Annotated in this window: 17 protein-coding genes; 5 read left to right on the top strand and 12 right to left on the bottom strand. The window is 64.9% G+C overall.

All coding sequences use genetic code 11. From position 1 onward, the window contains the following. The first annotated feature begins 120 nt into the window (after positions 1 to 120). The gene (locus L0V05_RS04625; protein ID WP_234868911.1) at positions 121 to 2,673 is read left to right on the top strand and encodes a hybrid sensor histidine kinase/response regulator; all 2,553 of its coding nucleotides are present in this window, start codon (positions 121 to 123) and stop codon (positions 2,671 to 2,673) included. Between the two features lie 21 nt (positions 2,674 to 2,694). On the opposite strand, the gene L0V05_RS04620 is transcribed toward L0V05_RS04625, so the two are convergent. The 4 genes from L0V05_RS04620 to L0V05_RS04605 form a co-directional block, all read right to left on the bottom strand. Beyond that, positions 2,695 to 3,300, bottom strand: a complete 606-nt coding sequence (locus L0V05_RS04620) for a pyridoxamine 5'-phosphate oxidase family protein (protein WP_234868910.1) — start codon at positions 3,298 to 3,300, stop codon at positions 2,695 to 2,697. 136 nt (positions 3,301 to 3,436) lie between these two features. After that, complete coding sequence (locus tag L0V05_RS04615; protein ID WP_234868909.1) at positions 3,437 to 4,174, bottom strand: lysophospholipid acyltransferase family protein; 738 nt, start codon at positions 4,172 to 4,174, stop codon at positions 3,437 to 3,439. Continuing rightward, positions 4,174 to 5,031, bottom strand: a complete 858-nt coding sequence (locus L0V05_RS04610; protein WP_234869198.1) for a cell division protein FtsX — start codon at positions 5,029 to 5,031, stop codon at positions 4,174 to 4,176. The genes L0V05_RS04615 and L0V05_RS04610 overlap by 1 nt, the downstream gene beginning before the upstream one ends. Before the next feature lie 35 nt (positions 5,032 to 5,066). Continuing rightward, positions 5,067 to 5,738 (bottom strand): cell division ATP-binding protein FtsE, encoded by a 672-nt coding sequence (locus tag L0V05_RS04605; RefSeq protein ID WP_234868908.1) that lies wholly within the window; start codon positions 5,736 to 5,738, stop codon positions 5,067 to 5,069. Between the two features lie 240 nt (positions 5,739 to 5,978). Between L0V05_RS04605 and L0V05_RS04600 the strand changes: the two genes are divergently transcribed. Further along, positions 5,979 to 6,839 carry a zinc-ribbon domain-containing protein gene (locus L0V05_RS04600; protein WP_234868907.1) on the top strand — a complete coding sequence of 287 codons (861 nt, stop codon included), beginning with the start codon at positions 5,979 to 5,981 and terminating at the stop codon, positions 6,837 to 6,839. Between the two features lie 2 nt (positions 6,840 to 6,841). Here the strand turns inward: L0V05_RS04600 and L0V05_RS04595 are convergent, their stop codons facing one another. Further along, positions 6,842 to 8,095, bottom strand: a complete 1,254-nt coding sequence (locus tag L0V05_RS04595) for an MFS transporter (protein WP_234868906.1) — start codon at positions 8,093 to 8,095, stop codon at positions 6,842 to 6,844. 69 nt (positions 8,096 to 8,164) lie between these two features. On the opposite strand from L0V05_RS04595, the gene L0V05_RS04590 reads away from it, so the two are divergent. Next, entirely contained in the window at positions 8,165 to 8,608 is a 444-nt protein-coding gene (locus L0V05_RS04590; RefSeq protein ID WP_234868905.1) for a helix-turn-helix domain-containing protein, read from the top strand. 22 nt (positions 8,609 to 8,630) lie between these two features. Here the strand turns inward: L0V05_RS04590 and L0V05_RS04585 are convergent, their stop codons facing one another. From L0V05_RS04585 to argH, 5 genes are all read right to left on the bottom strand, one after another. Next, entirely contained in the window at positions 8,631 to 11,159 is a 2,529-nt protein-coding gene (locus L0V05_RS04585; protein ID WP_234868904.1) for a TIGR02302 family protein, read from the bottom strand. 20 nt (positions 11,160 to 11,179) lie between these two features. Further along, positions 11,180 to 12,448, bottom strand: a complete 1,269-nt coding sequence (gene lysA, locus L0V05_RS04580) for a diaminopimelate decarboxylase (protein WP_234868903.1) — start codon at positions 12,446 to 12,448, stop codon at positions 11,180 to 11,182. A gap of 64 nt (positions 12,449 to 12,512) precedes the next feature. Continuing rightward, positions 12,513 to 12,830, bottom strand: a complete 318-nt coding sequence (locus L0V05_RS04575) for a DUF2834 domain-containing protein (RefSeq protein WP_234868902.1) — start codon at positions 12,828 to 12,830, stop codon at positions 12,513 to 12,515. 16 nt (positions 12,831 to 12,846) lie between these two features. Beyond that, positions 12,847 to 13,047, bottom strand: coding sequence for an argininosuccinate lyase (locus L0V05_RS04570; RefSeq protein WP_234868901.1), 201 nt, complete (start codon positions 13,045 to 13,047; stop codon positions 12,847 to 12,849). Then, complete coding sequence (gene argH, locus L0V05_RS04565) at positions 13,044 to 14,450, bottom strand: argininosuccinate lyase (RefSeq protein ID WP_234868900.1); 1,407 nt, start codon at positions 14,448 to 14,450, stop codon at positions 13,044 to 13,046. The genes L0V05_RS04570 and argH overlap by 4 nt, the downstream gene beginning before the upstream one ends. Positions 14,451 to 14,474: 24 nt before the next feature. Here argH and L0V05_RS04560 point away from each other — a divergent pair, with 24 nt between their 5' ends. Further along, positions 14,475 to 15,023: a TlpA family protein disulfide reductase gene (locus L0V05_RS04560; RefSeq protein ID WP_234868899.1), complete on the top strand. Its 549-nt coding sequence runs from the start codon at positions 14,475 to 14,477 to the stop codon at positions 15,021 to 15,023. A 53-nt stretch (positions 15,024 to 15,076) separates the two neighbouring features. On the opposite strand, the gene L0V05_RS04555 is transcribed toward L0V05_RS04560, so the two are convergent. Continuing rightward, positions 15,077 to 15,616, bottom strand: a complete 540-nt coding sequence (locus L0V05_RS04555; protein ID WP_234868898.1) for a DUF2087 domain-containing protein — start codon at positions 15,614 to 15,616, stop codon at positions 15,077 to 15,079. Positions 15,617 to 15,800: 184 nt separating this feature from the next. Beyond that, a complete protein-coding gene (locus tag L0V05_RS04550; protein WP_234868897.1) occupies positions 15,801 to 16,376 on the bottom strand; it encodes a DNA-3-methyladenine glycosylase I in 576 nt (191 codons plus the stop codon). 93 nt (positions 16,377 to 16,469) lie between these two features. Between L0V05_RS04550 and L0V05_RS04545 the strand changes: the two genes are divergently transcribed. Then, positions 16,470 to 17,360: an EAL domain-containing protein gene (locus tag L0V05_RS04545; protein ID WP_234868896.1), complete on the top strand. Its 891-nt coding sequence runs from the start codon at positions 16,470 to 16,472 to the stop codon at positions 17,358 to 17,360. The last annotated feature ends 60 nt before the right edge of the window (positions 17,361 to 17,420 follow it).

Here is a 17,420-nt window from a genome sequence, read left to right as displayed (position 1 = left end):
GGGGACCGAGGAAAATTTGGCCCTTCGCCGTTAAGGGGGCGTTCACCCTGTTCCGCGAAGGTCGTCGGCGCAGGGCCAGAACGGCTTCTTGCACTGGAAGACCCCGGGACAAGGCGCGACATGGACATCGCAGAACGTCTGGCCAAGGAAAGAAGGGGGCGGCTCGCGGCGGAACGGCTTCTGGAACAGAAGCAGCGCGAACTCTTCGCCGCGAACGAAAAGCTGGCCCTCCATGCCCGCGCCCTGTCCGATCAGATCGTGGAACAGCGTCAGGTCGTCCGCTCGGCCCTGTCGGAAGCCGAGGAGTTGAAGGGGCAGAACAGCCGCTTCCTCTCTGATCTGGAGAATGCGCATACCGCTGCCGTCATGGCCGAGCGGCGGCTTTGGGACTCGATCGACACGATCCGCGACGGCTTTGCGGTGTTCGACGGAAACCTCAAGCTGGTCGTCGCCAACAGCGCCTATCTCGCTGCTTTCGATCAGCCTCTTGCGGGGCCAGGAACGGACTATGCCGCGATCCTGCACCATGTCGCCGAGCGTGGGTTGGTCGATACCGTTGGCGTCTCCGTGGACGCGTGGGTTGCAGCGATGCTTGCACGTCTGGAAGCCGACCCGATCGAGCCGCTCGACCTGCGGCTGACGCGCGGGACTTGGCTGCGGCTTCAGGACCGCCGGGCGCGCGGCGGCGATCTTGTGACGCTGGCGCTCGACATCACCGACCAGATGCGGATCTGGGCAGCGATCGAGGCGATCCCGGATGGTTTCGTGCTGTTCGACCGCAACGAGCGTCTTCTGACCTGCAACCAGCGCTACCGCGACATCTATCCTGAAACCGCGCCCGCGATGATCCCTGGCGCGACCTTCGAGGAAATCCTGCGTTACGGCCTTGAACGCGGTCAGCACGCCGATGCCGTCGGTCGAGAGGAGGCCTGGCTTGCCGATCGTCTTGCCCAGCATCGCAATCCAGTAGCGATGCACGAGCAGCAACTGGGAAATGGCCGGTGGGTGCGTGCCCATGATCACCCCACGCCGGACGGCGGGCGTGTGGGACTGCGCATCGACATCACCGAGCAGAAGGAACAGCAGGCCGCGCTGGAAACCGCGCGTCAGGCTGCCGAGGCCGCCAATCGCGCCAAGTCGGCTTTCCTTGCCAACATGAGCCACGAGATCCGCACGCCGATGAATGGTGTCGTCGGGATGGCGGAGCTTCTGTGCGACACCAGCCTGTCCGAGGAACAGCGCCTTTTCGCCGAGACGATCCGTTCCTCGGGCGAGGCGCTTCTGGTCATCATCAATGACATTCTCGATTACTCGAAGATCGAAGCCGAACGCCTGACGCTGCACCCCGAACCCTTTGATCTGGAACGAACGATCCACGAAGTGGCGATGATCCTGCAGCCCAAGGCGCGCGCAAAGGGCATCGACCTGATCATCGACGTCGACATGTTCCTGCCCACTCGTTACATCGGCGACCCCGGCCGTATCCGGCAGGTTCTTACGAACCTGATGGGCAATGCGGTGAAGTTCACCGAGGTGGGCCATGTGCTGGTGCGGGTCGTCGGCATCGAAACCGAACCGGGCCAGCGCCAGCTCCACGTGACGGTCGAGGACACCGGGATCGGCATCCCGGCAGAATACCTCGGACATATCTTCGGCGAGTTCAATCAGGTCGAGGACGCCTCGAACCGCAAGTTCGAAGGCACCGGGCTTGGCCTTGCCATCACTGAACGGCTGGTCGCGCGGATGGGGGGCGAAGTCTGGGTCGAGTCGGAGGTCAGTCGCGGCTCCTGCTTCGGGTTCCGTCTGGTCCTGCCGGTGGCCGAAGAGGCAACGGCCATGGTGCCGATCACCCTGCGCCGCGCGCTCGTGGTCGACGATCAGCTGATCAACCGGACCATCCTGGAACGACAGCTCGGCGCCTGCGGCATCGAAGTGGTGCTGTGCCGGTCGGGTTCAGATGCCATGGAGAGACTCCTGCGTGACGGCCATTTCGACGTTGTCCTCACCGATCACGAGATGCCCGACATGGACGGGCTGGCGCTATGCGCCACCATCCGGGAGGCAGGATTTGCGATGCCGATCGTTCTTCTCTCTTCCAACCCCGCTGCGGCCCGCTCAGGTTTGGGAGCCGACATCCCGGCAGCGGTTCTGCAGAAGCCAATCCTGAGGTCTGACCTATTCCGCAGGCTACAGACCCTGTCTCGCCCCGCTGCGACAGCTCCCGATAGGGGAGCCTTCGAACCGGCTGGGCGGCAGATGCGGGTTCTCGTGGCCGAGGACAACCGGACCAATCAACTCGTCTTCCGCAAGATGGTGAAGGATCTGGACCTTGACCTCACCTTCGCGGGCAATGGACGAGAGGCGGTCGAGTTCTGGCAAGACCTCAAGCCCGACTTGATCTTCATGGACATCTCCATGCCCGAGATGGACGGCCGCGATGCCGCCCGCGCCATTCGCACGGCCGAGGAAGGGAAGTCCCATGTGCCGATCATCGCCTTGACCGCGCATGCGATGGATGGGGATGCAGATGGAATCCTCGCCTCGGGCATCGACCGCTACATGACCAAGCCGCTGCGCCGCACCGCGATCATTGAAGCCATCACGGCCCATTGTCCGACCGGCGCGCGCGATCCGGTCCAAGGCATCGCTGCCGCGAATGACACTGCCGCTTGACCCGTGTCGTTCGGGCCGGTTTCACCACATGGTCTTGGCGGCCCGGGCGGGCCAGTCTCGATCATAGGCGGCGCCATCCAGATCGCCCTCGGTGATCTCGCGCAGCATGTCGCCGACGGTCGGAAGGCCCTCCGACTGGTCTCCGCTGGTCCAGAGTGCCGACCGCAGCAGTGCGCGGGCACATTGGGAATAGACCTCTGCGATGGCGATGACGATGACAGAACGGGGCACCGCATCGCCCCGCCGGAAACTGTCGCAAAGGCCCGGATCAAGCGTGACGCGGGCTGTTCCGTTGACGCGCATCGCGGTGTTTGATCCGGGGATCAGGAACAGCAGGCTGACGCGGCCGTCGCGCAGGATGTTGCGCAGCGAGTCGATGCGCTCGTTCCCCCGCCAGTCCGGCATGGCCAGCGTGCGATGGTCGAGAATGCGCACCACTGGCCCGTCATCTCCTCGCGGACTGCCGTCGGTTCCTTCCGGGCCGACGGTCGTAAGGACGCAGAAGCGCGACCGCTCGATCCATGTACGGTAGGACCGGTTCAGGACCGGGCTTACCTTGACGGTGGAGGCGCGGCCCGGCGTGCCATAGGCCGTATGGAGTTCATCCAGGCTCGTCAGAAATTCCATGCGAAGAAACCTTCATGCCCCGCCCCGGTCAGGGCAGACCTGGTTTGCCAGATAAAAGCCATCGCCAGGGGCGGCGAAGATTTTGTGACGTCTCGCTGCGGTCGATGCTCGACTTGCCACCACCGGGCCCAGCCACTCAGCTGTCGATCCGTTTCAACCCCGCATCCGCCATAAGCCTGTTCGACGCCGTCTCGACCTCATCTTCAAGCCGACTCATGAAGGCTCCGTTCGACAGGCCCGCCTCGATGCGCGGAAGGAATTCGACCACGGCAAGGCCCGGATGGCGGTAGATGCCGCGGCGCGGCCAGAATACTCCGACATTGGTCGCCGCAGGAACGCAGCCGGTGCCGAGCTGGTCATAGATCAGCGCCGTGCCGATCTTGTACGGCTTGGTTGCGCCCGGCGCGACCCGAGTGCCTTGCGGGTAGATCACCAGCTGCCCCGGCTCTTCCTGCCCTGCCTTCACCTTCTCCATCATCTGGGCGATGGCCTGCCCCCGCTTGCCACGGTCCACCGGCACGCAGCCGACGCGCAGCGCGTACCAGCCAAGGAAGGGCGCATAGACCAGTTCCTTCTTCATGATGAAACGGGGCCGTGGCAGGGCTCCAAAGATCAGGATTATGTCGAGGAAAGACTGGTGCTTGGCCGCCACAACCACCTCGTCCGTCGGCACGGCGCCGCGCACTTCGGTGTCGATCCCAACCATCCATCGGGCCGTCCACCGGACCCACCGCGTATAGGCCTTGCAGGCGCGTAGCGCGCCATCCTTCTTCAGGATCGCCAGCGGCAGATAAGCGATGCCGTAGACCGCCATCGCCAGGTACATCTGGATGATGAAAAGAAGCGAGCGGACCCATTGCAGCGCGGTTCCCATCAGGTCAGCTCCCTCAGCTTGCGGAAGGCGGCGAAGCGCGTCGCCGCAAAGGCGATCACCGCGGCAAGTGGCGGGAGCAGAAGCGGCAAAAGCCATCCCGCCCCCTGGAAACCAAGGCCGGTCAGAAAGCCGCCAGCCGCATCGGCCGATGGCAATGCCAGCACGGCCAGCATGCCAAGTATGGTTCCGATCGCGGCGCCGCCAAGCGCCCTCAGCGTGAAGCGGCGCACGAAGGCCCGCGCGATGTAACTGTCGCGCGCGCCCACAAGACGCAGCACCTTGATAACCTGGGCATTGGTGGCGAGTGCCGCATTGGCGGCCAATGTCACCATTGCGGCCATCGCCCCAATGATGAGCAGGATCGAGACCAGACCCAGGAAGCGCAACCGTTCGGCGGCGACGGTCAAGGGGCGGCGCCAGCGGGTGTGGTCGTCGAGAATGGCCCCCGGCGCCTCGGCGGCAAGTCTTTGCCGCAGTCCCTCGCCATCGTAACCGGGGCTCGCCTCGATGATCTCGACAAGGCGAGGGATGGGCAAAGCCGAAATCGGCAGGTCGGGGCCGAACCATGGCTCGAGCAGGCGGCGCTGCTCGTCATCGGTCAGGGCGCGGGCCGAGGCGACGCCCGGAGTGGTACTCAGAAGCTCCAGGACGACCTGGGTCTGACGTTCCATCTGGTCGGCGGGAGCCGAGATGCGGATGGTGGCAGAATTCGCCAGTCCCTCCGACCAGCGGTCGGCCAGCCTGCCGGAGGCGAGGGCGAGCGCCAGCGCGAAGACGGCAAGGAAGGCCATCGTGGCGGCCGTGAAGGTCGTGAGCCATGCCGTCGGCCCCGAGGGAGGCACCACCCGGTCCCGCATCGTGATCCGGCTCAGGCGGGTATCGGGGGAAGCGGTCAAAGGTCGGCCCCGGCAAGCTGGATGCGACGGTTGCGGATGCGCAGGACCCGGGCGGCAACCTGGCTCTTGGCGCTTCGGATCAGGTTCAGGTCGTGGGTCGCGATCAGGATCGTCTTGCCCATCCGGTTCAGTTCGACGAGCAGCGTCAGAAGGCGCAGCGACATTTCCCAGTCGACATTGCCCGTCGGCTCATCGGCAAGGATCACGTCAGGGTCGATGATGACCGCCCGGGCAATCGCCGCGCGTTGGCGTTCGCCGCCCGAAAGCGAGGGGGGCAGGGCGTCGGCCATCTGGCCAAGACCGACCCAGCCCAGAAGGTCCGCAAGGTCAGAGGCCGAGCTTTCCCTGTCCGAGACCGTCAGCGGCAAGGTGACGTTCGCTGCCAGCGGCAGGTGGTCGAGGAACTGCACATCCTGATGTACCACACCGATCCGGCGGCGCGTGCGGGCGATGTCGTCGCGGGAGAGGCTCCTTACCTCGCGGTCGAACAGCGTGACACGCCCGGCTGTCGGCAAGAGTTCGGCATAGCACAGCTTGAGGAAGGTCGACTTGCCAGCACCCGACGGGCCGGTCAGGAAATGGAACGACCCAGGCGCAAGGCGCAGGGAGACCTCGGAAAGAAGCTCACCGCCGCCATAGCTGTAGGCGACATTGTCAAATGCGATCACGGCACCCCCTGCCCGGCAGTCTGGCCGGATCGGCGACTATCTTGCGCGGATTCACGCCGGATTCAATCGGGGCAACAGGGTCTTGCCACTCGATGTGATCTGCCCGGGTGCGACCGACAAGCCACGGAGGCGGGGCAGTTTTCCACAGGGATGCTTGGAGCGGAGGGGCTTTGTTGTTAGAAATGTGCAAATCAAGCAGGGTCGGCCGAAGTAAGCCGGGCCGCCGGGGACGGGAAAAGCATGCGGCTGGTTTGCCCCAATTGCGACGCGCAGTACGAGGTTGACGATGCTGCCATACCGGCATCGGGGCGCGACGTTCAATGTTCGAACTGCGGCCACGCCTGGTTTCAGCTCCATCCCGACGAACTTGCGGCGCTTGAACAGGAAAGCGAGGTCTTCGAACCTCTGCCGGATTCTCCGCCGCCTCCTCCGCCCATCCCGCCCGAACCCGAGCCGGACTTCGAACTCGATTTCCCGCCTGAGACGGAAGTTGAAGAAGTTCCGCCACCCGCTCCGGCAGCCGCGTCGCCAAAGAGGGCCATAGACGCGAACGTGCTTGCCGTGCTGCGGGAAGAGGCCGAGCGGGAACGCGCCGTGCGTGAGGCCGAGGCGCCCGTGGGCATCGAGGTGCAGCAGGATCTTGGCTTGCCTCCGCCCCCTCCACCACCGTTGCCGCCTTCTGTCGTGGCTGCCCGGGACCGGTTCCGCGACTTGTCGATCGACGCTCACGAAGACGAGGAAGAGCACCCGGCTCGGCCGTCGTCGCGCCGAGAGCTTCTGCCCGACATCGAGGAGATCAACTCGACGCTCCGGGCAAGCAGTGCGCGCCAGGACGATACGGACGACGAGATTCCGATGCTCCCGGCTGCGACTGTCGACGACCGGCAGGGGTTCCGCTCTGGCTTCGTGCTGATGATGATCATCGCCGTGGCGCTGTGGGTCGGCTATGGGATGGCCCCCCGCATCGCCGAGCAGTTTCCAGCCAGCGCCGGTGCGATCGACACCTATGTCAAGGCGGTCGACCGCGTCCGGATGGGCATCGACGCCGCCCTGAAATCCGCGACCGAGCAGCTTCGCGACCTCAGCGGCGACAAAGGCTGAGCCTAAGGCACGGACGCGGCGCGGTCTTGCCCTGGTGTGCGGCTCGCCCTGCGCCATAGGACCAGTGCCCCGGACATCGCTATTGCGGCGACAAGGAAGACGTCCCGCGTCCCGCGCAGGACCCCTTCGCGTTCGGCAAAGCCCAGTTCGGTGGTCCCGGCCGTTGCCGAGAATACGGCGCCCAGGCCCCATGCGCCCAAGACAAGCCCCAGATTGCGCGAAAGCCCCAGAAGGCCCGAAATGGTCCCTCGCGCTTCCGGTGCTGCCAGGGCGAGGGTTGCGGTGGTATTGCCTGACTGGAACAGCTGGTAGCCCGGCGTCAGGATGGCCACCGTCAGGATGTATCCTGTCAGGCCCATCCGCTCGGGCAGCAGGGCGAATCCGAGCGCGCCGGTGGCAAGCATCAGAAGGCCAAGTGAAACGGCAGCGCGCGGCCCCCAACGATCGACGAACCTGCCGGATGGCAGGCCGGCAAAGGTCGAGATGATCGGGCCAACTGCCATAGCCATGCCGACTGCTGTCGCCGTCAGGCCAAGCGGGCCGGTCAGCAGGAAGGGTCCGACGACCAGAGTCGCCATCATCACAGCGGAAACTGTCAGATTCAGGACCAGTCCCACCATCTGGCTGCCGTTGCGCATTATCCAGAAAGATGGTCGCGGCGTCTTAGCCGAGGACGTCGCTGCGGGCAGCAGGGCCGCGGCAAGGAGGGCTGCCAGCAGCCCGCCTGGTGCCTGGGCGAGGAAGAGAGCATGCCAGCCGAACCCGGCCATCAGGAAGCCGCCCAAGGCCGGCCCGAGCGCCGTGCCCAAGGCCGAGGCCGAGGCGATCAACCCCATTGCCTGTCCGACCCGGTCGGGCGGCGCGATCTGCCGCGCCATGGCAAGGCTCAATGTCATGAGAAAGGCCGCGCCGATCCCCTGGGCGCCGCGTGCGGCAATCAACTGCGGTAGCGTGCCAGCCATGCCACACAGCATGGCAGATGTCGTGAATATGCCCAGGCCAAGCAAGAGCATCGGCTTCAGACCAAAGCGGTCGCCAAGCCGGCCTGCCACAAGGACGGTGGCCGTCAGGCTGACCAGATAGGCGACCACGACGAGTTTGACCTTGGGAAAAGGCGCGTCGAATGCGTCTGAAAGCGCTGGCAGACCGACATTGGCAATGCTGGTGCCAAGTGAGGCGAGAAGCATGGAGAGCAGCAGGACAGCCTGCACCCCTCGCGGCTTCCTTTGGGCTTCGTGGTCATCAAGATCGTTCATGCTGTTCGCTCCTTGAAAGAATCGGGGATGCGAGGCAGGCTACGAATTCAAGTCAACTTGAGGTCAATCGTGAAGTTGATCGACATCGGCGATGTCTCGGCGCGTACCGGAATCCCGGCTTCGACGCTGCGCTACTACGACGAGATTGGGCTGATCTCCTCGGCGGCCCGCCATGGGCTGCGGCGCCAGTTCACCCCTGATGTGCTGGTTCAGCTCGCTCTTGTGGCCATGGGCAAGACGGCTGGCTTTGCGCTGGAGGACATTGCCCGGATTTTCGGTCGTAGCGGTGCGCCCGTTCTTCCCCGCGAGGAGATGCGCAAGAAGGCAGACGAACTCGACCAGACCATCCGCGAGCTTGCCGCACTGCGCGACACGTTGCGCCACGTGGCCGATTGCCCGGCCCCGTCGCATCTGGAATGCCCGACCTTCCAGCGGCTCTTGCGTCTTGCCGGTCGCCGGGCGGCGCGCGTCCACGTTCGCAGGCGCGGCAAGATTAAGCCTGTCAAAGCCTGAACTGCCAATGAGGCTTGGGGGGTCAGAACCGCTCGAGCAACCGGCGCAGGTATTCGAGTTCGGACTCCGGCCGGCTCTGATCGCCCGAACGGCGACGGATCTCGTCCAGAAGCTCCTGCGCCCGGCGATAGACATCCTCGCCCTGAAGCATGTTGTGATCGGAGCCTATTCTGCCGACCTGCCCGGTATTCCGGCCGAGGGGATCACGCTGGCTGTTCGGGTCGGCCTGACCGATCTGGTCGCCGCCCTGACGCTCTCCTGGCTGGCGACCTTGCTCCTCGGCCAGGGCTTCGCCCAGGCTGCGCATGCCTTCGCGCATGGCGTCCATGGCCTCGGCCTGCTTGTCGAGCGCACCGGACAGATCGCCATCGCGCAGCGCCTGCTCGGCATCGTCCATGGCGCGGCCGGCGCGGTCAAGCTGACGACGCCCCTCTTCGCCGGCATCGCTCCCGGCTCCCGGAAGGTTCTGCATATTGCCCAGCCGGTCGCCCAGATCGCCCTGACGTTCGGCAAGGCTGCGGCTGTCGGGCTGGGCTTCGCCCTGGCCTGACTGGCCGGGCTTCTGCCCCGAGCCGGGGCCGCTGCCTTCTCCCTGCTGACCGCCTTGCCCGCCTTGGCCCTGCTGGGTGCTGAACTGGTCCTGAAGCTCGCGGAAGGAGTCATCCGACAATTCCTGCTGTTCGCGCAGCATGTCGGCAAGGCCCTGCATCTGGGTGTTGCCCTGACCGCCTGAATTGCCTTCGCCCTGTACAACCTGCATGTTCTGCATGAGCTGACGCAGCGCTTCCATCAACTGCTGTGCTTCGGCTGTCTTGCCCTGTTCCATCAGCTCCTGCAGCTTGTCGAGCATCTGCTGGAGCTGGTCGGCGGACATCTGCAGCCCCTGCATGTCCTGCGAAAGCTGCTGCTCGCCGTCCTTAGGCGCCTGCTGAGCCAACTGACGCATATACTCGTTGAGCGCGTCCTTCATCTCGGCCATCAGCTCGTCGATCTCGGACTTGTCGGCGCCGTTGCGGATCGCTTCGTCCAGCCGATCCTGCGCGCGTTGAAGCCGGGCGAGTGCCGAGGCCAGGTCGCCTTCCTCGATCAGAAGCGCAATGTCCCACAGGGCGTCCGCCATCTGGTCGCGCGCCTCCGTCGAAAGCGTCGCGGCTTGGGTGTCGAGGTCGCGCGTCAGAACGCGCAGCTTCAGATAGGCCTTCTCGCTGCGAATGAAGCCTTCGGGCTTGTAAGTCACCGCCTTGAGGATCTGAACCGTGTCCGGGGCATTCGAACGGTTCCACAATAGGTCGCGGCGCAACTCGATCAATGCTGCGGCGAGCGGGTCGAAAAAGCGCTTTCCGGGCAGGACGGTCTTGAACGCCTCGGATGTGCCGGTCTGTCCATCGGCATCAGTCACCGAAAGTGTGACCGTCACTGGCAGGTTAGCGAAAGCGTGCTTCGACAGGTCGTCGACGAGGGTTTCCGAAAAATCCTTCCGGTTGCCCGAAATCGGCATGGGGAGGTCCAGCACCACCGGGTCGCGCGGCTCCGGGTCCACGCCAAGTCCGAAGCGCCGGTCGACAGCGGCGAGGTCGAGCGCGATCGTGGCCTGACCTGCGGCGACGCCATAATCGTCATTCGCCTGGAAGGCCTGCTGCAGCTGCCCTTTCGGCCCCCGCGTCATCTGCCCTGTGGGGCTGATCGATGGAGGCGCATCCGGCAGGGCGCGGATCTCCCATTCCCTGCCCCCTGGACCGTCGATGCTGATCTTGCCACTGCGCGTGACGGTAAAGTCCTGTGATGGAGCCGAGGCCGGCTGCGGATCGGTGCGCCCCGAGACGGTTTCGGCCAAGGTCAGCGCGCCGACATCGCCATATAGCCTGACAAGCACCCGCGTTCCGACCGGCAGGGTCAGATCCTCGGTCCTGATGTCGTTCAGATAGAGGCTTGGTTTTCCTGTGTAGGCGGGCGGCTGCGCCCAGCCTTCCCAGACCGGACCCGAGGCGAGATCGACAGCGCCGCCCGGTGTCAGGCCGGCAACGGTCGTGACCCGCCAGAGCGAGCCGAACATCAGGGCGATGACAAGTGCAGTCAGCGCGACATAGCGCAGGGCATAGGGGTCGCGGCGTGCAAGCCGAAGATCGGGCGAAACCGCTTTCGCCTGGGCCGCGCGTGCCGCCATTCGAGCGCGGTGAGCCTCCCAGACGGCTGCGGAGGCCGGGTCGCCTATGCCGATCGCCTGCGTGTCGGTCAGGGCAGAGATGGGATGGCCGGGAAGCGCGCTGTCTAGCCGCTCGAGCGCGTCGGTCCGGCGCGGCTTTCGAAACCGCGACAGGCCCGTGACAAGAGCCCACACGGCTCCGGCCAGGATGGACAGAAGTCCGACCCAGGCGGCTTCGAGAGGGAGCCAGTCCTGCACGCCAAAGGCCAGCGCGGAAAGCGTTGCGATGGCGAGGGACCAAAGCGGCCAGAACGCCCTGACAAGACGTTCACACCAAAGCCCTGCCCAAGTCAGGCGCAGCGGCAGGCGGATTCGGTCAAGGATGTCGTCCTGTGAAGCCAGTGTCATGCCCTTTTGCCGGTCCGGGGCTACTCGAGCCACGATGGAATGGTATCGCGCTTCAGGATTTCGTCAAACGAAGGACGTGCCCGGATGACGGCGAATTGATCGCCCTTCACAAGCACTTCCGGCACCAGCGGACGGGTGTTGTACTCCGAGGCCATCACTGCGCCATAGGCTCCGGCCGAGCGGAAGGCGACGAGGTCGCCTTCGCGCAGCGGCGCGACGGGGCGGCCCTTGGCAAAGGTGTCGCCGGTTTCGCAGACCGGTCCGACGACATCATAGGGATGTGGCGCGGTCCCGGGGGCGGGCTCGATGACCGGGATGATGTCGTGATGGGCGCCATACATCGACGGACGGACAAGGTCGTTCATGGCGGCGTCAAGGATCAGGAAGTCACGCCCCTCGCCGTTCTTGACGTAAATCACCGAGGCGACCAGAAGGCCGGCATTGCCCGAGATCAGCCGTCCGGGCTCGATCTCGATCTCGCAGCCCAGATCGCCAACCGTGCGCTTGATGAGCGCCCCGTAGTCCGTCGGCAAAGGTGGTGCCTCGTTCGATCGGGTGTAGGGAATGCCCAGGCCGCCGCCAAGGTCGAGCCGGCGAATGTCATGCCCCTCTGACCGCAGGCGTCGGGTCAGATCTGCGACCTTGAGATAGGCTTGTTCGAAGGGTTCGAGTTCGGTCAGCTGGCTGCCGATATGCACATCGATGCCGATGACCTCGATGCCGGGCAGCGCCGCCGCTTCAGCATAGACGGCCGAGGCGCGCTCGATCGGGATGCCGAACTTGTTTTCTTTCTTGCCGGTCGCGATCTTTTCATGCGTGCGGGCATCGACGTCCGGGTTGACCCGGATGGTGATAGGAGCGGTGCGCCCGAGACCGGCCGCGACTTCTGACAGGGCGCGCAGCTCCGGTTCGCCCTCGACGTTGAACTGGCGGATGCCGCCTTCCAGCGCCAGGCGCATTTCCTCCCGCGTCTTGCCGACGCCCGAGAACACGATCCGCTCGCCGGGCACGCCTGCGGCCTTGGCGCGTAGGTACTCGCCGCCCGATACCACGTCCATGCCGGCGCCAAGATCGCCAAGCGTCTTGAGGACGGCCACGTTCGACAGCGACTTGATGGCGAAGCAGACCAGATTTGGCAGCGGCGCCAGTGCCTCGGTGAACAGGTGATAGTGCCGGGTCAGGGTCGCAGTCGAATACACATAGAATGGCGTGCCGACTGCAGCTGCGATCACGGCCACGGGCACATCCTCGGCATGAAGCGCGCCGTTGCGGTAAAGGAAGTGGTCCATGCCCGTCGTCCCCGATGATCCTTCGGCCCGGGATACGGGAATTTCCCTGTCGCCGGAAGGGCTTTCAGCCGACCGGCCGGGTGCGCAGGAACAGATACAGCGGCAACCCGCAGGATACGCCGATGCAGAAGGTTGCCGGTATCGCGACGAGAGCGGTCCAGTTCCGGCGGATGCGCGTTTCGGCGATGATCCATATCGTCAGGGCGATGGCCGAGATCGTCAGATCCCAGGTCAAGCCGGTGGTCGAGGCGTTGACGTACCACGCATCGATCAGACCGCTCAGGCCGGTTCCGGTTTCGCGCATGTACGCAACGAACCAGGACATCGGGTGAATTGCTCCCCAGATGGCGAGAGCAAGATAGATCAACCGTAGCGGGGACATCATGCGGCGCCTTGCGTCAATAGCCGGACCCGCTGCTTCCGGACGAACCGCCGCGCTCGCCGCTCGATACGCCAAAGCGGCCGTCGCCGGTGATGCTCAAGCCCGTGCCAGTTGAAGCCGCTTGCGGGGCAGGCTTCGCCGGTGGGATCGGTTTTCCGTCGGCGCCGCAGGCGGCCAACACGGCAAGCATAGCCAGGGCCGGGATGATACGGGTCATTTCAGAAGCTCCTTCCAGCGGGCGATTTGGGCGCGGACCTGTTCCGGAGCCGTCCCTCCATAAGACATACGGCTGCGAACCGAGTTTTCCACACCGAGAACGGTAAAGACGTCGGCGGTTATGCCGGGATGGACGGATTGCATCTCGGCCAGAGTGAGGTCGGGCAGGTCGCAGCCTTTCGCCTCGGCCTTCGCAACCAGCGTGCCCGTGACGTGATGGGCATCGCGGAACGGCAGGTTCAGCGTGCGGACCAGCCAGTCAGCCAGATCGGTGGCTGTCGAGAAACCCGAGGCAGCTGCGGCGGCGAGGCTGTCGCGGTTCGCCGTCATGTCCTGCACCATACCGGTCATGGCTGCGAGGCCCAGCATCAGCGTATCGGACGCGTCGAAGACCTGTTCCTTGTCCTCCTGCATGTCCTTGGAATAGGTCAGCGGGAGACCCTTCATGACGGTGAAAAGCGCGACCGTCGCGCCAAGTATGCGCCCGAGCTTGGCGCGCAGAAGCTCTGCCGCGTCGGGGTTCTTCTTCTGCGGCATGATGCTGGAGCCGGTCGTCCAGCGGTCGGACAGTCGCACGAAGCGGAACTGGGCCGAGGACCAGATGACCAGTTCTTCGGCGAAGCGCGACAGGTGCATGGCGCAGATCGAGGCGGCCGAAAGGAACTCGAGCGCGAAGTCGCGGTCGGAAACGCTGTCGAGCGAATTGGCCGTTGGCCGGTCAAAGCCAAGCGCAGTCGCCGTCATCTGCCGGTCGATCGGAAACGAGGTTCCCGCCAGCGCCGCGGCGCCGAGCGGGCTTTCGTTCATCCGCTTGCGGGCGTCGGCGAAGCGCGACCGGTCGCGGCCCAGCATCTCGACATAGGCCATCATGTGGTGGCCCCAGGTCACGGGCTGCGCGGTCTGAAGATGGGTGAATCCAGGCATCACCCAATCAGCACCCGCCTCGGCCTGAGCAAGGAAGGCGCGCATCAGCGCCTCGATGCCCGTGATTGCGGCGTCGCACTGGTCGCGGACCCAGAGACGGAAGTCGACGGCGACCTGGTCATTGCGGGAGCGGGCCGTATGCAACCGCCCCGCAGGTTCACCGATGATCTCTTTCAGGCGGGCCTCCACGTTCATGTGGATGTCTTCGAGTTCCACCTTGAAGGTGAAATTGCCGGCCTCGATCTCTGACAAGACCGTGAGAAGGCCTTCCCGGATCGCTTCGACGTCCTTATTGGTCAGGATGCCTGTCGCGGCGAGCATCGCCGCATGGGCGCGCGAGCCTTGGATGTCCTGCGCATAGAGCCGCTTGTCGAAACCGATCGAGGCGTTGATGGCCTGCATGATCGCGTCGGGACCGGTGGCGAAGCGCCCGCCCCACATCTGGTTGGCGGTAGCAGACTTCGGCGTCGTGTCGGACATCTTGGGACCCTTCGGAGGGAAAACGTGCTGCGGATTGTCGCGATCGGTCTTTATACGGCCCTTGCCCTCTGTGCAAATCCGGCCCTTGCCGGAGCCGACGCTGCCGCGCTTGCGACCGGCGAGATGAAGAAGCTGGTTTTCGCCGAAGCCCCGAAGCCCTTGCCGGAAATCGCGATCGTCGATGGCGGCGATGCAGAGCGGCAGTTGGCGGAATGGAAGGGGAAATGGGTTGTCCTGAACTTCTGGGCGACCTGGTGCGCGCCTTGCCGGATCGAGATGCCGTCACTCGACCGGCTTCAGGCGGCGATGCCGGAAGTCGCCGTCCTGCCGGTGGCGACCGGTCGCAACTCGGTCGAGGCTATCAATCGTTTCTATGGTGATGCCGGCGTGACCAACCTGCCGATCCTGCGCGACCCGAAATCGGCGCTGTCGCGCGAGCTTGGGGTGCTGGGCCTGCCGGTCACGCTGATCCTGAATCCCGAGGGAGAAGAGGTCGCGCGACTGATCGGCGACGCCGTCTGGGACAGCGACGACGCCAAGGCTGTCCTCACCGCGCTTGCGGCAGGTCAGTAGCAGTTTCCTTCTTGGGAAATTGCCAAGAGTTTTGAAAACTCTTGGCGCCTCGCTCAGCCGGTGGCGCTGCGATGGGTAAGGCGGATCAGCGCCTTCGCCTCGGGCGAGGGGGCAAGTTCGATCCGCCGGTATTCGCGCCCATCCTGAGTGCGCCACAGAAGCCCCAGTTCGACCAACGTCCGGCGCAGGATCGCCGGATCGTCGAAATCGTGCCACTGGCGCAGAAGCGTGGTCACCTGCCGCTCGGACAGGATTTCCCCGCGGGGAAAGCGCGCCCAGAGCGGCCAGAGCGCAAGGTGCTGCATCCAGGTCCGCGATGGCCAGCGAAGGAGCCGGCCGGCGGGATCGAAATGACGCATTACCTGTTCGACGCGGGCATGGTCCGGTGCAGGGGGTGGCGGAGCCTCCAGCCGTTCGTCCGCCGCCTGCGCGGCACGGAAATGCTGGAAGTTGCGATAGCCCGCGCCGCGGGCGAGCATGTTCATAAGCGTCAGGTGGCCGGGCCGCTCGGCGTTCTCTGGCAGTTGGGCACGCAAAGAACGGGCAAGGGCGGAGATGTCATCCACCCGGAAGGGAAAGGCAGTTCTGGTCATGTCAGCCTCGTGACGTGCCGCTCAGGGTCGCTGGCCACCGCTTGCGATCGGGCACGAGACAAGGACAGGTGCGAAGCGATCGGTTTGTCGCAGGTCTAGCTGCCCGTGACGGGCTGGTGGCGCCTGGGTGAACTGCGGACCCATACGCCGAGGATCGCGGAATATTGCCGCCTAGGCAAGAGCCTTAGCCGAGCGCCGCGATCCGGTCGTGGCAATGGCAGGTCACCAGATGGTCATTGACCATGCCGGTCGCCTGCATGAACGCATAGACGATGGTCGGGCCGCAGAAGGTGAAGCCTTCCTTCTTGAGGTCCTTGGCGATGCGCGCGGACAGGTCGGTCTGGGCCGGGATGTCGGACATGGTTGCGGGCCGGGGCCGAAGGGGCTGCCCACCGACATAGCGCCACATGTAGTTCGAGAAGCCCTCGCGTTCCTCGATGCGCAGGTAGGCCTGCGCCCCGCGGATCGTGCCCTCGATCTTGCCGCGGTGGCGGATGATGCTGGGATCGGCCAGCAGGCGCTGGACCTCGGCCTCGCCCCACCCGGCGATCACCTCCGGTCGAAAGCTGGCGAAGGCGCTGCGGAAGGCCTCGCGCTTGCGCAGGATGGTGATCCAGGCGAGGCCTGCCTGGAACCCGTCGAGGATCAGCTTTTCCCACAGCGCACGGCCATCGCGTTCGGGCATGCCCCATTCGGTGTCGTGATAGGTGACATAAAGCGGATCGGTCCCGCACCAGCCACAGCGGACAGGCTCGCTCATCAGCTTCTCGCAATTTGGAACAAAATAGAAACTTCACCACTTCTTTACGGCCCAGATCGCAGCCTGTCGAGACCAAGCAAAGCGGAGATCGGCATGGCGCGGCGCCGGGCAGACAGACGGGACACGGGGGGCGCGGCGGAGAGTCCATTCAGCTTCGCTGTGGCAGAACAGGAGCGCCGTACGACCGACATGGTGCGCGCTGCGCTGCGCCAAGGCCGGCTGGCGCTGGCCTACCAGCCGGTGGTCGTCGCTCGGGAAACCAGCCGAATCGCCTTTCACGAGGGCTTGATCCGCATACTTGATGAAAATGGACGGACGATCCCCGCGCGCGACTTCATGCCTGTCGCAGAAAACTCGGACCTGGGGCGGCTGATCGACTGCGCAGCGCTTGAGCTTGGTCTGTCCGCGCTGCGGCGTGAGCCAACAGTGCGGGTATCGATCAACATGTCCGCGCGGTCCATCGGCTACCCGCGCTGGAACGAGATCCTGCGCAATGGCCTGGTGGCCGAACGGACAGTTGCCGATCGGCTGATCCTCGAGATCACGGAAGGCTCCGCCATGCTGATGCCGGAAATCGTCGTGGCCTTCATGGACGACCTGCATCGGCGCGGGATCACCTTTGCTCTCGACGATTTCGGATCCGGGTTCACCGCCTTTCGGCATTTTCGGGAGTTTTCCTTTGATATCGTCAAGATAGACGGTCAGTTCATCAGGGGTATTGGCCATGATGCCGACAATCAGGTGCTGACCCAGGCGCTGATGCTGATCGCCCGGCAATTCGACATGTTCACGGTGGCAGAGGCGGTGGAAACGGCGGAAGAGGCGGCTTGGCTTGCCGCCGCCGGTGTCGACTGCCTTCAGGGGTACCATTTCGGCGCGCCCACCACGCGGCCCGTCTGGCGACAGACCAAGAAGAAGCCTGCCCGCAGCGCGCGGCGAGGCCACGTGTCGCGGACCTCCGACCAAGTTGTGCCTTGTGCTTGACGTGACGGCTCCTTAGGCCATGCTGCAAGGCGGCAAAGCGGATTGCCGCTTGTTGGGCTT

The organism is Alitabrizicola rongguiensis, assembly GCF_021491355.1.
Lineage (GTDB): Bacteria > Pseudomonadota > Alphaproteobacteria > Rhodobacterales > Rhodobacteraceae > Aliitabrizicola > Aliitabrizicola rongguiensis.
Note: the sequence above shows the minus strand (reverse complement) of the source record. Positions and strands in the feature narration are given on the sequence as shown.